This is a genomic window from Flectobacillus roseus, from assembly GCF_030056595.1.
In the GTDB taxonomy this organism is placed as follows: domain Bacteria; phylum Bacteroidota; class Bacteroidia; order Cytophagales; family Spirosomataceae; genus Flectobacillus; species Flectobacillus roseus.
Window position 1 is genome coordinate 59,048 of record NZ_JASHIF010000027.1, and the last position, 12,976, is coordinate 72,023.

General features: G+C 33.6%; 19 protein-coding genes. All 19 read right to left on the bottom strand.

From position 1 onward, the window contains the following. Positions 1 to 46: 46 nt before the first annotated feature. Positions 47 to 646, bottom strand: a complete 600-nt coding sequence (locus QM524_RS23885) for a macro domain-containing protein (RefSeq protein WP_283346553.1) — start codon at positions 644 to 646, stop codon at positions 47 to 49. An 84-nt stretch (positions 647 to 730) separates the two neighbouring features. Continuing rightward, complete coding sequence (locus QM524_RS23890) at positions 731 to 1,291, bottom strand: YdcF family protein (protein WP_283346554.1); 561 nt, start codon at positions 1,289 to 1,291, stop codon at positions 731 to 733. A gap of 124 nt (positions 1,292 to 1,415) precedes the next feature. Continuing rightward, positions 1,416 to 1,655, bottom strand: a complete 240-nt coding sequence (locus QM524_RS23895) for a hypothetical protein (RefSeq protein WP_283346555.1) — start codon at positions 1,653 to 1,655, stop codon at positions 1,416 to 1,418. A gap of 373 nt (positions 1,656 to 2,028) precedes the next feature. Continuing rightward, the gene (locus QM524_RS23900) at positions 2,029 to 2,313 is read right to left on the bottom strand and encodes an immunity protein Imm33 domain-containing protein (protein WP_283346556.1); all 285 of its coding nucleotides are present in this window, start codon (positions 2,311 to 2,313) and stop codon (positions 2,029 to 2,031) included. A 73-nt stretch (positions 2,314 to 2,386) separates the two neighbouring features. Further along, positions 2,387 to 3,130, bottom strand: coding sequence for a DUF6896 domain-containing protein (locus QM524_RS23905; protein ID WP_283346557.1), 744 nt, complete (start codon positions 3,128 to 3,130; stop codon positions 2,387 to 2,389). Positions 3,131 to 3,241: 111 nt separating this feature from the next. Beyond that, positions 3,242 to 3,664, bottom strand: a complete 423-nt coding sequence (locus QM524_RS23910) for an SMI1/KNR4 family protein (RefSeq protein ID WP_283346558.1) — start codon at positions 3,662 to 3,664, stop codon at positions 3,242 to 3,244. 135 nt (positions 3,665 to 3,799) lie between these two features. Then, the gene (locus tag QM524_RS23915; protein ID WP_283346559.1) at positions 3,800 to 4,513 is read right to left on the bottom strand and encodes a hypothetical protein; all 714 of its coding nucleotides are present in this window, start codon (positions 4,511 to 4,513) and stop codon (positions 3,800 to 3,802) included. Between the two features lie 62 nt (positions 4,514 to 4,575). Then, complete coding sequence (locus QM524_RS23920) at positions 4,576 to 4,998, bottom strand: hypothetical protein (RefSeq protein WP_283346560.1); 423 nt, start codon at positions 4,996 to 4,998, stop codon at positions 4,576 to 4,578. A gap of 125 nt (positions 4,999 to 5,123) precedes the next feature. Beyond that, entirely contained in the window at positions 5,124 to 5,210 is an 87-nt protein-coding gene (locus QM524_RS26075) for a hypothetical protein (protein ID WP_449757799.1), read from the bottom strand. A gap of 8 nt (positions 5,211 to 5,218) precedes the next feature. Further along, positions 5,219 to 5,722 (bottom strand): immunity protein Imm33 domain-containing protein, encoded by a 504-nt coding sequence (locus QM524_RS23925; RefSeq protein WP_283346561.1) that lies wholly within the window; start codon positions 5,720 to 5,722, stop codon positions 5,219 to 5,221. A 237-nt stretch (positions 5,723 to 5,959) separates the two neighbouring features. Further along, positions 5,960 to 6,565, bottom strand: coding sequence for a hypothetical protein (locus QM524_RS23930; protein ID WP_283346562.1), 606 nt, complete (start codon positions 6,563 to 6,565; stop codon positions 5,960 to 5,962). A 176-nt stretch (positions 6,566 to 6,741) separates the two neighbouring features. Beyond that, entirely contained in the window at positions 6,742 to 7,467 is a 726-nt protein-coding gene (locus QM524_RS23935; RefSeq protein WP_283346563.1) for a hypothetical protein, read from the bottom strand. 4 nt (positions 7,468 to 7,471) lie between these two features. Next, entirely contained in the window at positions 7,472 to 7,609 is a 138-nt protein-coding gene (locus QM524_RS23940; RefSeq protein ID WP_283346564.1) for a hypothetical protein, read from the bottom strand. 116 nt (positions 7,610 to 7,725) lie between these two features. Next, on the bottom strand, positions 7,726 to 8,055 hold the full coding sequence (locus QM524_RS23945) for a hypothetical protein (protein WP_283346565.1): 330 nt from the start codon (positions 8,053 to 8,055) through the stop codon (positions 7,726 to 7,728). Positions 8,056 to 8,164: 109 nt separating this feature from the next. Continuing rightward, complete coding sequence (locus QM524_RS23950) at positions 8,165 to 8,713, bottom strand: DUF5063 domain-containing protein (RefSeq protein ID WP_283346566.1); 549 nt, start codon at positions 8,711 to 8,713, stop codon at positions 8,165 to 8,167. Between the two features lie 157 nt (positions 8,714 to 8,870). After that, positions 8,871 to 9,584 (bottom strand): hypothetical protein, encoded by a 714-nt coding sequence (locus QM524_RS23955; protein ID WP_283346567.1) that lies wholly within the window; start codon positions 9,582 to 9,584, stop codon positions 8,871 to 8,873. 377 nt (positions 9,585 to 9,961) lie between these two features. Then, positions 9,962 to 10,570, bottom strand: a complete 609-nt coding sequence (locus tag QM524_RS23960; protein ID WP_283346568.1) for a hypothetical protein — start codon at positions 10,568 to 10,570, stop codon at positions 9,962 to 9,964. Between the two features lie 168 nt (positions 10,571 to 10,738). Next, positions 10,739 to 11,191 carry a carboxymuconolactone decarboxylase family protein gene (locus QM524_RS23965; RefSeq protein ID WP_283346569.1) on the bottom strand — a complete coding sequence of 151 codons (453 nt, stop codon included), beginning with the start codon at positions 11,189 to 11,191 and terminating at the stop codon, positions 10,739 to 10,741. Between the two features lie 658 nt (positions 11,192 to 11,849). Further along, positions 11,850 to 12,869 carry a thioredoxin-like domain-containing protein gene (locus tag QM524_RS23970; protein WP_283346570.1) on the bottom strand — a complete coding sequence of 340 codons (1,020 nt, stop codon included), beginning with the start codon at positions 12,867 to 12,869 and terminating at the stop codon, positions 11,850 to 11,852. Positions 12,870 to 12,976: the final 107 nt, after the last annotated feature.

Consider the following 12,976-nt stretch of genomic DNA (forward strand, 5'->3'; position numbering starts at 1 on the left):
GCTTGAAGTTATGAGTTGACATTTTGTCAAAAATAGAAAGTGAATTTTAATGTGTCCAAATCATTCCATGTGGATTTATTTCCCAATGATACTTTTGTGCTTCACCAAAAGTTGCAAAATCCATTTTTTGTCCAAGAATAATTTCTTTATAGGCTTGAAACATTTGTCTTGCTGCAATGATCGGTTGCATTCGCCCAACACCTGTACAGAGTCCAGGTATGGCAACGGCTGAAATTCTGCTATCGCTTTTTGCCTTGATTAAAATTGCTTTCATGGCCAAATAAGCATTGATCGAAGTATCAATATTGAAATTGGTAGGGATACGCATGGTTGGTGCAGAAATGATAAATGGGACTATACTGTCGCCTGTCTCCAAAACTAATGCTTGTCCAACCAATAATTCACCTTCAGGGAGGTCTTTAATAATTTTTTGCAAGTTTTTTTCTAAGTCCCAGCCAAATCTTTCAGATAAGGCATAGTCAAGTCCACCGTCCATAAAGCCAAATGAATTGGCTGGACTGACAATGGCATCACAGGCAACTTTAGTTATGTCACTCTCAAGAATCGTTACATCCTCTTGATGGCTAAAAAACTCTTTCCAAGCATCTAGAAGTTTGGGTGCTAAATCTGTCAAAATAATTTTCATAGTTGTATGGTTTTGTTCAACTTACTGCAATTTGATGTTGGCAAGCGTAAGTTTGATTGGGATATAGGCTGTACTGGCAAACTTTTATTCTACATAGTAAGCTACAAATTCTCTAAGCAATGAGTAAATGTCTCTAATTTCAAAATATTTAGGACTGACACTGCTTACGTTTTCAAAATGTTTTTTTCTGAACAACATTTTGGTTCTAGTTAAGTGAAAATATTGCGATACAACTATAATACTCTGAAAGTTTAAACTGTCTTGTAGTTTAAGGGTATTATTAACAGTTGCGAGAGTATTATTGCCTAAGTTATCAAGGATTATTACGCTATCAGGCACATTGTTTTTAATCAAATACTCCTTCATTTTGTCTCCTTCGTAGAACCCTTCTTTTCCGAGTCCACCACTAACTAATATTTTTTTGACTCGTCCAGAATGGTAAAGCGAAAGACCACATTCCATTCTTTTTTCAAGTCTTTCGGAAAGTGTTCCATCCTCATTTACCTTATTACCTAGAATGACCGCAATGCCTGCTCGATTATTCTTGTCTGTTAAACCATCAATAGTTATAAAAATCAGATGACCACACACCCAAGAAAATAGAATGGAAATAATTATTTTGAATATTAGTTTATAGTTTTTCATACATATCTGCTAAACGGGTAGGCATTATGACGGACAGGTTTCTAATCACAAATTTCCAATTTATAACCAATGTTATCAGAGGTAAAGGCTTTTGTAGGTCAGTTCGAATAGGATAAAAGCTTGATTATGCTTTTTTATCTAACCGATAAAGAACTTGTCTAAAATACCTGTTCAAACATCCAATTCCGCTGAATGTCTCCTTAACCTTTGAGGCTGCCTCATTTACCGCTTGTCGATAAAATTGTTGGTCAGCATTTAGAACACTACCTAAGTAAACCATTTTATAAATGATATTGTCAGGTTCAAGTTTTGTTGCTGTGAGAAGCAATTCGTTCCCTACTTTTTCAAATTCTTCTTCGTCCAAAACCTTACTGTGGAATCGGAGGGGTATTTTGAGGTAATTTTGATCTGTTAGTTTGATTTTGCTTTAATAAATTTATTCCTGACTATAATTAACATACAGATAATTGACAAGATAATTAGAAGGTCAACGAATAGAAAAACTGGTTTAAAACCAAAATTATCATAGCAATTATCACACTTTCCTCCAAAATTATCGTAAAATATGAAAGGAAAACCATAGGCGTCAATTCTGTCAAAAGCAGCTTCTTGTTTCACTGTCAATAAAGTCGTTGCAATAAATATGGTTATTGTCCATATTATTGTGGGCTTAATATTCTTCATACAATTTTCTATTATCGGTAGGTCTTGGTGGTGTTAGCTGTTTTAGTTCGCGTTTATAAGTTTTTTAATTTTTCATCATACCAAATGTATTCGTCAGCTATACTGTTTGATAAAAATCTAAAACCTATATCAAGTCCCAAGTACTTAATTATTTCTGGCCTTTGTTGTAGCAGATGTTCTGCACATATTGGTTGGAAAAAACTGTCTGCTTCAGAAAATTCCCCTGTCCATATCAACCAGCCAGTTGAGCCTTTTTCTGCCTGACATCTAAGTCCGTTAATTGGGTATTTTCCAAGGTTTTTAGAAACTCCTATTTTTAATTTTTGTTCGCCAATCATGGGTTGCTTACCGATGATTTATAGCAGTAATTATACCTTACTTTGTAAAAAAGAACAATTATCGGTTTTCTATTTATTTTTGATACATTTTTTCCAATTCTAAGTTAGATTTGATTTCAACTTTTTTTCTGTCTGAAACTACAGTTCCGAAGTGGCCGCCTAGATTTGAGATGATTCTTTCAAATTTTCCAAGGGCTAGCATTTTCTCATTTATTCTTAAACCGTCTGCGTAATCTTCGAAAATATCAACAGGTAGAGGTTTATATTTATCTGTTGATTTGATATACAATGAAAAGAAGTAAGGGTCTAAGTCTCCAAATTCTTGTCCAAAAACAAGTGGAACTTCAATAGATTGATGGGTCTTGGTATTATCAAAAGAACAATGGAAGCCGTGAATATTATATTCCCAATCCCCTATAGTTCCGTTTCCTTTTTGCTCCCTTATTAGCTGATTAAAAGTTTCCAATGGGAAGTCCTTATTCAACTTCAAATCAAGTTTGTCGACCAACATATCAATTAATTCTTCTCCCAATGCTCTGTAATCCTTTGCACATTGCTCAAAAAAGTCTTGGTTTTCCTCTATTTCAAGGTCGGTTATTAATTTCGCAATGCGTATTTCTGGTTCTAAGGTATGAATTCCAACATAGAAACCTTTGAGGTTAGTTCTGAGTTGTTGTCCTGTGGCTTCTCTTAGGTTTTGAACTTCTTTTTCAAAAATAAGCTTGAGGGTCTGTTCACGTGGAATTGAACGAATTGTATCGAGCGCTGGAATTTTTTCAACCGAATTAATTATGATTATGTCTGTCGTTCTGTTCATAGGTAGAGAGTTTCGAGATTCATTAGCATTTTGACCTTTTTGGACTTTGAATATTTTTAGCGCTAAACTTCAATGATAGTATTTTTTTCTCACCTTTAAAGTAGGTATTTTTCAATCAAACCATTCTATACCATCTTCTAAACGTTCTAAAAAGTTGGTGAAGGAATTTCCAATTTCGATATGAGCATCTTGTTCAATGATAAAAGGCGATAACACGATTCTTATCTTGCGATTTTTTAATTTTTCAATTGCTATAAACTCTCCGCTTCCATTATCTCCAATTCCTAATGTTTTGGGTAAATATTCAAAAATTTCATATTCCTCATTAATTTCAAGGATTTCGTCAAAATTCCAAAGTCTTAAATTTTGTTCACCAATCATATCTTCAAATTCTGAATACTTTATCGCATAAGACTTATAGTCTTCTGGAAGTTTAAAGCCTATGATTTTTTCGACTTCCTCAAAAGTAATCCTTGGCTTGTTACTTCTTTTAACGGTTTCATACTTAGATAGTATTTCTTCAAACTTTTCCATCCTAATCGAGTTTTTCTCCAATATTTGCTAAAATTTTATAATCGTAATAGCCGCTTCTTCTCTGTTTTTGTTAAACTCTTTAATAAGTTCTTTTTATCGTAGCTCATCCATAATTAGAAATATTTGAAGTGGTAATTAGTGTACAATTTTGTTTAAAACGAAATCCTCTTCAGTTAGCAAGTTGTTAAAAACAGTATCATCTTGCATAGAATAGTAGCATTGTCGATGATAGTCTTTTATCCCAAACTTTGTGTTATCTAACCATTTACACGTTTTTGAGTATTCATAAATCATGTCATCCCAAAACCAATTCTGTTTTTCGATCAAAATCTTATTGATAGTTTTTCCGCCAGATTGTATTTGTATGCTTAAAATGGATTGATTCACATTTTTGGTGAGTAAAACTTGCCCTGTAGATTTCTTGTCTCTCGATGTTTTTTGGGGGTAAACTCTTTCAAATTTGAATTGACTTGCAATTATATGATTGTAGGATTTAATGAAAACTGATTTGTCCCAGCCATAAGTTTCTGATAATTCCAATATTGCAAAATGAAGTAAGTCCAGAATATACTTGTACTTTCCATGTTTTGATAAACTTAGATATTCTTCTTCATTGAATATTTTATTGTATATACAAATTGCCCCCAAATATCTTGGTCCCGCCAAACTAATAGTTGGTCCAACATGTAAAGTTATTCTGCTTGTTTTGGGTGGTTTGTAACCGTCTAAAGAATTATGATAGAAGTCTGATATGTAGTTTAAGGTCCTATGAAACTCCAAATCCTCGGGTGTATTCTTTATTAAATGACCATGGTAGTATATTGTAATGTCAGAAAGAGGTCGTCCCATACTAGGTGTTTTTTAAGATTGTTACTAATGATTGGCTTTGGTGGTGTTTATAGAGTTCTATATTAAACTAACCCACGTAAAATGTCAAGTCGGTTGCTCGGAGCATCTGGGGATAAAAAATCAGGAATAGTTTTATCCGTCCGCTTCGGTCTTTTTAAAAACTCAACTTGCCATTCAGTCAATCTAGGTTCTTTGATATGTACAAACTTTCCTGGCTCTTCTTCGTCGATATATTCCTCTTGCAATACTAATGCAATGGGTGACTCACAGCCCACATTATTTTTAGAAAACTCAAACGCTTCTTCATAAGTAGAAAAATAGTAATAATAATCGTTGCCATCTTCTGTATCAGGTACTCCATTCTCAGGATAACACCAAACTCGATATTCCAATACATCATCCCACACATAACCGCCACCTGACATTACTAAGGCAGGATATTCTCCAATTAAATTGGGGTCTTTAACCTCTGGATATTTTGTCATAACGTTTTACTGTTGTAGTATTCTCAAGTAGTTGTATTTGTCTTTCTTAATGAAACGGAATTAAGCTGTCCTATGCGCTTTACCAGACGGAGATCTCTTCTGATATTAGGTGTTTTAGCTCGCTCTTATAAGTTTTTTGATTTTTCATCATACCAAATGTATTCGTCAGCTTTACTATTTGATAAAAATCTAAAACCTACATCAAGCCCCAAGTACTTAATTATTTCTGGCCTTTGTTGTAGCAGATGTTCTGCACATATTGGTTGGAAAAATTGTCTGCTTCAGAAAATTCCCCTGTCCATATCAACCAGCCAGTTGAGCCTTTTTCTGCCAGACGTCTAAGTCCGTTAATTGGGTATTTTCCAAGGTTTTTAGAAACTCCAATTTTTAATTTTTTATTGATTGGTTTCCAAATAGAGTTACTTTGCTCGCAAATTTTCTTTTGCGTTTCAATATGTGCATTCCAATTATTGTAAATTATTAAGTTATCTTTTTCTGTCAATAGGCGCTCTTTCCAAAGCAAAATATTTGTTTTGTTAATTTCAAAATTAATGTCTTCATTATCCCACTCAAAAATTGTGTCTGAAATAATTTCGTCTTTCTCCCGCTCGAAAAGATTATCATTAATAGCAGCCCAAGCAAAATTTATAATTGCGGTTTTGTCAATTTTATGGTCTAAAAAATTGTCACAAAGCTCTATTAGATTTTGTCTTGTTACTTTCATGTCGGGTCGTTTCTACGATTATTGCTTAATGAATAAGGTTTTGTATACGAGAGAAATTGGAACCTTAATGGCGCTTGAATATGTTGGGGTATATTCCTTATTTTCAATTGTTTGTGGAATTGAGTGTATTTTTCATAGTCGCAACAAAAGTACAAGGAGAGCTCTTATGCTTAATAACTTCTATCAGACTCAACTTGTAATTGTCAGCTGATTTTCTTTGTGTACAAACTATTTTGACTAATATTTTGGTGTTACACTATCAATCCGTTTTATTAGTTTTTGTTGTTCTGCATCCAACAAGTTGAACTCATTTTTGTCTGGAATATTATCTTTTTGGTATTTTTCAATTAGTGGCAGAGTTAAAATGATTTTTAAAGCAGTATGATGGTCATGAAGGGTCAGATTTTTTTGAGAAATATGTTTTAAGATAGATTGTAGCTCATGTGTTCTATTTTGATATTTGTTTTTACTTGACGTAATGAGAAACGAAATTCGTTTTTTTAATAAACTATCCTCGATGGAAGTTATATTATTACCTGCCGAAGTGTAATAATTACTTGATTTGTTGTCGTACTTAGCATATTTCTCAGATGCTTCATTTGAGTTAAAATTCTCGATATCTTTCTCTAACTGTTGTAATGCTACATTTTTACTCACAAGGTAATCATATAATTCCTGCGTAATGTCGTGTTGACCTCTGAAACTACTTGTCACGATTTCTTCCGATTGGAGTGGTTCGGGATTTTCTTTTTCTACCTGCTTTGTTTCTCGCTGTGATGGATTACAAGAAAATACTACTACCAAGGTCAAGATTATCGAGATGCTCGTTAAATGTTTTTCCATTTTTAGTTCAATTATAGGTATGATTTTTAGAAAGCTTCAAATGTTTTTTAAATGTCTACTAATGGATTTGGCTTAGTAATCAGCGAGTTATCCATTTGTTGAGAATCAGACATAGTTTCTCGATACTCCCCGTATGCCGATTAGCCTATCCGATATAAAAACTGTTTATTTTTTCATTAAGGGGCATCGTTATGCAAAACTTGGGCTATTAATTTACCATTTCTAAAGTACATTAATATTTGATGTCCAAAACTATGGTTTGCTAGGGGCTTACCTTTTAAACTAGTTTTGCCGTCAAACGAAGCGTCTCCAATAAATAGCCATTCCAGCTTTTCGATGCCGTCTGTAATTGTTTGCTTGTCTGGGTTGCCGTAAGTTTTAACTGCTTTTTGTTTGGGGTCTCCAAGACTGAACCCCTTTTTTGTAGTAAAGTAAGAAGAATTAATGGGAGTTGTATGTTGGAGAAAGCCATTAAAATCTTTTAATTTTTGTTTGTCAGATGCAATTTCCCCACCTTCGGTGTGGAGTTCCATTCTACGGATCAAGTCGATTGGAATATCATTGTCTAAAAAATGATATATCGCTAATCTGTGATAATCGGTGTAAAGTTCAAAAACTAAAGTTTGTTTAAGGGTACCATTGCTGAACCACACCTTATCAAATGAAAATATCTTTCCGCTTTGTTTTTTATAAGATGAATTATTACTTGTTCTATCGGCAAGCATTTTATTTTTGACAGGATAATCATCAACAAGCAATTTCTTCACGGTGTCAGAGCTTGAAACCATTACTTGTGTATCTAATAAAGCACTTGTAATTTTTGTCGCAGTATTATCGGGTTTTCCAATGCAAGAGAAAAACCTAAGTGTGAAGATAAGCGTCAATATTTGCGGTGTTGTCATACAATTACGATTGAGGGATAGGTGTGGTATTTTCAATTTGATAAATATTGCCATAGTCAAAATTGATGTCGTTGTTTTTAGCATCAGGGATGGCCAATTTGTATTTCTGGCCCCAAGGATAATTTTCTGTTATCAAGGTCATACTAATTAATTTTAAAAGGCTTTCGAATAATGAGGTTTTAAATAAACGTAAAAAAATTTGGGCTTGGCGATCAGTGATTTATCAAGGTCAAATGCACATTGATTGATTTCATATTTTTATTCAGTCATAAGAGCTTTCATTCTGCAATATTCCGCTTGGTCGTTTAATTTCATTTTTTCGCAAATACCGACAAGCCCCATCCAAAAGTTTTTTGTAAAGTGGTGCTCGGTTTCATCAGAAAGTTCTATTAAACTGTCAAGAGCAAGCTCCCACTCTTTATTTTCCAAGAATTCAACGCTATTTTTAAATTGTCTATGAGATCTATAAGGCTCTGGTATATAAGTCATTATTTGTCTTATAGTCTGCTCATGAAAGAGGTCATTTTTAAAGCCTCGTTTTATAAAGTTGAATATATTCATTTTTTCTAATGGAGTTGCTATTAACATTTTAGAGCTTTGCGTTGCGGTGTAAACAGCTTTAAAAAACTTTCGTTTATGACTAAACTATTTGCGTAACTCGAAAATTTACCCATGACTAGGGTAAGTATTTCTTCTGTCAGATTGTTTGTTTCCCCTCATAGTATAGATAATGAAAATATCTCAATGCATTGATGCAATGCTGTCCCCAATGATGAGCAAAACCCCACTTTAATTGCCATAATGCGTCTTCTATGGCTTCGTCTGTACGGAGGTTGTCTATTTTGAACAATTCAATTTTCAGGTCACGATAAATATCTGAGAAATCGTCAATAAGCCAACCTTGCGTTGATTTCCCATCGTTTTCCGAATAGGTCGGCTCGAAAACTTCCCAATAAAATGCCTCTGCTCCAAGTTTAGAAATTTGTCCAGTATTTTTGTTCTCAAAAATTGCGTCTCGGTCGAAGTCTTTACCATTTGAAGAATACTTTAACTCAACTTGCTCAAGTTTGTATCCTGCTGAATAAAGGTCTAAAAGTGCTGAATGAGCTTTCGTGAAAAATTCTTTTTTGTCAATGGGAGTTATCTCCAATAGTTCAACAAATTGTCGAGCAGCCAAAAGAAAGGTCTCTGTCGAAGCCCTTGTTAAAAATTCCTTGATGTCTGTCGATAGTTGGTTGGATGTCATGGTATTGTGACTGATAGTTTATAGCTTGATGTTGAGGAGGAACCCACTATAAGATTAGCCCAAATCAAAAACCAAATTGAAAAGCTAAAGATAGAGCTTTGTTTATTCGCCTATCATAATGCAAACCTTTTGTGACCGATACTCAATGTTGGCAGGTTTACTTGTGTTTTATTTTGTGAAAATTGTCAACGTATTCAGCTAGGTTAAGAAGAGGTTTTAATCCTTTAAGCTCTTCTTGCGTAGTAGGCATATTTTGAAAGTCATAACTGCGAACCTTTGTTACACCGTCATATTCACCCAATATATTGTCAATCAGTAAAAGTCCACCGTAAGCAACCTGATTGTAATTTTCTTTGGTTACACCGTTGGCATAAATAATAATATCGAGACTGTCGCCTGAGACTACTGGAAAAAATCTCATATTATCGGGTTTAAGCTCATGGTTTTCTGCTCTCAAAACCATTCCTTTAACTTTATCCGACGGTATCCTTTGTCTAAATGCAACAAAATGCCATCCTTCAATTTTCGGGGCTTTCTCAATAATTTCTTTTACAATTGGAAATAATTCTATGTCTCCGTTAGCTGAAACTGTAACATTAAGAATGTCGTTTTGGGGCGGTTCAAATTCTATTGCCAATCCACTTTGAATTTTCTTTACGTTATCTAAAGCTTCAGTTAAGGTACTATCCGGATTCTTCTGGAAATCACGTAGGGCTCTTTCGTTTGCCAAAAACCACTTCCAAAATTTTTCAATTCGGTCTTGCCTCTTGAAAGATCCTGTCGTATCTTTTTCTGCTTGCTTTGTTGTTTTTGAATTACAACTAATAAGTGCTAATGTTAAAATAGGGATTAAAAGTAAAAATTTTATCATTTTCCTGTTATTCATTTAGTGCCATGCCTTAAGGTGTGTAGGTGATACCCCGAGGTTTTGCGATTGTTTGGTAATTGTAGGACTACAGTTTAGCTAAAGAACAGAAGTTTATTCTGCCAACTCAATTGTATAGCAATATATAGAAATATACAGACTTCCACCTTGTTAAGAACCTTTAATTTTAGCTTCGGGAATTGCTTGGAAATGCGTATTTAAGGATACATAAGGGCATAAAAATATCGGTGGTCGACGAGGCCGATAATTTTAAACAAAAAAACAAACCTCCTTTAAATAGCTTTAAAAGAGGTTTTGAAGGATATACGGTAATTGTATTTTAGAGGAAGTTAGTTGTGCGAACGATTCTCTTGTTTGTGATATTATTTTCCTATCAGGACGTTATACTCTTTTGGAATATTGATACCATTGAAATGGTTCGTTAATCCATAAAATATAATTGCTGTGATCAACCATCCAAAAGCAAAAATCATTTGTGCTTGTCGAGTAGGGGTAAGAGATAAATAGGTTTTTCCCATTTTTTTACTATGTATAGCTGCGACATGCCCAAAGAAGGATATAATTGCTAGTGAATAATAAGGAACAAAAAAAAGGCTCATTGGGAATACATTAATTCCTGCGGCTCCGTAGTAAAAGTTTGTATCTAGATGAAGTACGAATCGACCTATTAATACCGCAGAAACGTGCAGAGTAAGAAAAAACGCTAAATAGAGTCCGCTGTAAATGTGTAATTTTTCAAAAAAAACTGTTGCTTTTTTTCTTACTAATTTAATTCCAGAAATGATTTGAGTTATTACAGCGACTAACAAAGCCGTTTCGATTATAGGGTTTCGATATATGTGTCGAATTGTAGCCATAAATCTGATATGCGCATCCACTCCAAACACACTGATTGTATGATTTGTTAAATGAATAGCAACAAAAGTAGCTATTGCTAGACCAGAAAAGTAATGTAGTTGCTTGGTTTTCATATGATTAATTTCTGTCAAAATTTTTGTCAATTTGTATGCTAACTTTTGATAATTGTCAAATAAATGGATTGTTGCCTATACCGCATATCTACACTCTTTTGTCTTTTAAGCAAGCCCTAGATCACTTTTTAGAGATATCCTATAATTGTGTAAGCTATTTTTGGTGCTCTATGCTAGACTTTCGCCAATTGGTAGGTGGGTGCTCAGTACAACCCTGTTCCAAAGATTGATGGCAATTACGCTCGTTATAATATCCGCAATTTGGGTTTCGCTAAAAAAATGTAATGCGTTTGAATAGGTTTGATCTGACAATCCATTTTGATGGATTAGTGTCATCTCTTCAGTTATTGCCAACACTACTTTCTCTTCTTCAGTAAAAATACCCTCAACTTCTTTCCATGCACTCAATAGAAAAATACGTTGATTGGTTTCCCCATTTTTAATAGCATCTTGAGTGTGAATGTTAATACAATATGCACATCCGTTAATTTGTGAGGCACGAATTTTTATAAGTTCTTTGGTTGTCTGAGATATGGAAGCCTTTGACAGATAAGCCTCTACTCCAATCATTGCTTTTAGTGCATTTGGTGCAACATCCTTAAAGTTTAATCGTTTTTGCATGGCATTATTAGTTTTAAATTGTTCAATGCAAAATTGTGGAATTAGAAAATGATAAAACTTAAACTGGTTTAAGAAAGCAGTTTCTTTTGGATTTTGCTTAAACTATTTGGAGTGAAGTCTAGATATGATGCTATGAAGGTATAGATCACACTATTTCGGGACGATTTCTAAGGGTGACTAAATAAAAATCTTCTTTTGAAAATGAATAGAGAAATTTGATACGTTCTTTAAGCACTGTGTAAGCTCATTAGTAAATAATATGGTTGGCCGAATATGCTCTCGACAGCATTTGGCTATGGAGATATAAAGTGTCATCGATTTTACTACTGTCAAAACAAAATAATGATGACCCGCAAATCAGTCTTTTTGGGGTAGATTTTTCTTTTGGACTATCTCTTTAGTTTCAAAGAAGGTTTTAATTGTTTCAAATTCATGGCATGTTTTCAACAAGAGTGGCTTAAAAGTACCTTATTGCAAAAACTAAAAAATACTAAAAAAACAAACCTCCTTTAAATGGCTTTAAAAGAGGTTTTGAAGGATATTCTGTAAGAGTATTTTTAGAGAAAATGAGTTGTGCGACAGCTACCTACGTGGGGTACAATATTTTTGTTCGAACTATGCGTTGTACACAGATGAAAAATCAACAGAGGTGTTACATTTAGTTTATTTTGGATAATATTTCAAATGATTTGTCATAACCATTGGCTCTGATAACCAGATTTTTATCGACTAATAAATCGTAGGGCAACGCATTGAAATTAAGGGTTTTGATGATTTCACTATCAAAGCCCTCTTTGATATTTAGTTGAGTCCAAGTTACTTTATCTTCCTTAATTGCTTTTTTCCAAGTCAATTTATTGGAGTCAAGTGAAACCCCAATAATTGCTACTTTGTCTAAATCAATTGTTTTAATGATATCATTCATTTTTCTATTGAATATTCGACAAGGCCCACACGCAGCATCCCAAAACATAATAAAGGTATATTGTTTGGTAGTGTCAATTATTGGTTTTTCAACGCCGTTTATATCAGGGAATGAGTAATTTTTAATTGCCTTTCCAATGAGGCTACGTTTTTTCAAAGATTGTTTTATCGAAGGCCCAAGATATTTATCTTGATTTTCTATGGGTATTTTCTCCATCAGAGCATTTATTTCATCTGTAGAAGCTATGTCCAAAATATTTGATATTAATGCAAGACTACTTAAGGAGTTGGGGTATTTTTCTCGGTGTTTTTCAATCAAATTCATGATTTTAGCTTTGTCTTTGAATGAAAAATTATCTGAAAATTTTTGGGAAATAAGCCCCCAAATTTTGTGGTCATCAATGGTGATAGGATTTCCAGAAATACTAATAGGAGAAACTTCGATAACTTTACTATCGATCAAATTTGGCGTATTTTTATATTTAACATTGATCGTGTTTCCATCCGTATACACTCCTCTTGCTCCTTCAAAATCATTAAATCCAATGTTAATATGCCTAGGGTAGTCTAGTTTGCCAGTTAGAACAAATTTATCTTTATTAATGATAATGGTGTCGATTGTAAAAGTTGGGTTTCTGTGAACATTCACCTTTTTAATAAGCCCATCTTCATAAGTACCAGTTATTTTAAAAGGAATTTGTTGTGAAAAAATAGTATGTGAAAGGAGGAGGAATAAATAAAATAATTTTTTCATAGATGTGATTTTTTGTTTTTAGTATTTAGTTTTTCAACAGGTTGTCAATCCACTCATATGTAAAAACCTCAAAAGTTTTCAAAGCAGTTGGTGGATAATTTATAATG

Bases quoted from the DNA above. Each gene is read 5' to 3' on its own strand.
- QM524_RS23885 (WP_283346553.1), bottom strand. From the start codon at position 646: ATGAAAATTATTTTGACAGATTTAGCACCCAAACTTCTAGATGCTTGG.
- QM524_RS23890 (WP_283346554.1), bottom strand. From the start codon at position 1,291: ATGAAAAACTATAAACTAATATTCAAAATAATTATTTCCATTCTATTT.
- QM524_RS23900 (WP_283346556.1), bottom strand. From the start codon at position 2,313: ATGATTGGCGAACAAAAATTAAAAATAGGAGTTTCTAAAAACCTTGGA.
- QM524_RS23905 (WP_283346557.1), bottom strand. From the start codon at position 3,130: ATGAACAGAACGACAGACATAATCATAATTAATTCGGTTGAAAAAATT.
- QM524_RS23910 (WP_283346558.1), bottom strand. From the start codon at position 3,664: ATGGAAAAGTTTGAAGAAATACTATCTAAGTATGAAACCGTTAAAAGA.
- QM524_RS23915 (WP_283346559.1), bottom strand. From the start codon at position 4,513: ATGGGACGACCTCTTTCTGACATTACAATATACTACCATGGTCATTTA.
- QM524_RS23920 (WP_283346560.1), bottom strand. From the start codon at position 4,998: ATGACAAAATATCCAGAGGTTAAAGACCCCAATTTAATTGGAGAATAT.
- QM524_RS23925 (WP_283346561.1), bottom strand. From the start codon at position 5,722: ATGAAAGTAACAAGACAAAATCTAATAGAGCTTTGTGACAATTTTTTA.
- QM524_RS23930 (WP_283346562.1), bottom strand. From the start codon at position 6,565: ATGGAAAAACATTTAACGAGCATCTCGATAATCTTGACCTTGGTAGTA.
- QM524_RS23935 (WP_283346563.1), bottom strand. From the start codon at position 7,467: ATGACAACACCGCAAATATTGACGCTTATCTTCACACTTAGGTTTTTC.
- QM524_RS23940 (WP_283346564.1), bottom strand. From the start codon at position 7,609: ATGACCTTGATAACAGAAAATTATCCTTGGGGCCAGAAATACAAATTG.
- QM524_RS23945 (WP_283346565.1), bottom strand. From the start codon at position 8,055: ATGTTAATAGCAACTCCATTAGAAAAAATGAATATATTCAACTTTATA.
- QM524_RS23950 (WP_283346566.1), bottom strand. From the start codon at position 8,713: ATGACATCCAACCAACTATCGACAGACATCAAGGAATTTTTAACAAGG.
- QM524_RS23955 (WP_283346567.1), bottom strand. From the start codon at position 9,584: ATGATAAAATTTTTACTTTTAATCCCTATTTTAACATTAGCACTTATT.
- QM524_RS23960 (WP_283346568.1), bottom strand. From the start codon at position 10,570: ATGAAAACCAAGCAACTACATTACTTTTCTGGTCTAGCAATAGCTACT.
- QM524_RS23965 (WP_283346569.1), bottom strand. From the start codon at position 11,191: ATGCAAAAACGATTAAACTTTAAGGATGTTGCACCAAATGCACTAAAA.
- QM524_RS23970 (WP_283346570.1), bottom strand. From the start codon at position 12,869: ATGAAAAAATTATTTTATTTATTCCTCCTCCTTTCACATACTATTTTT.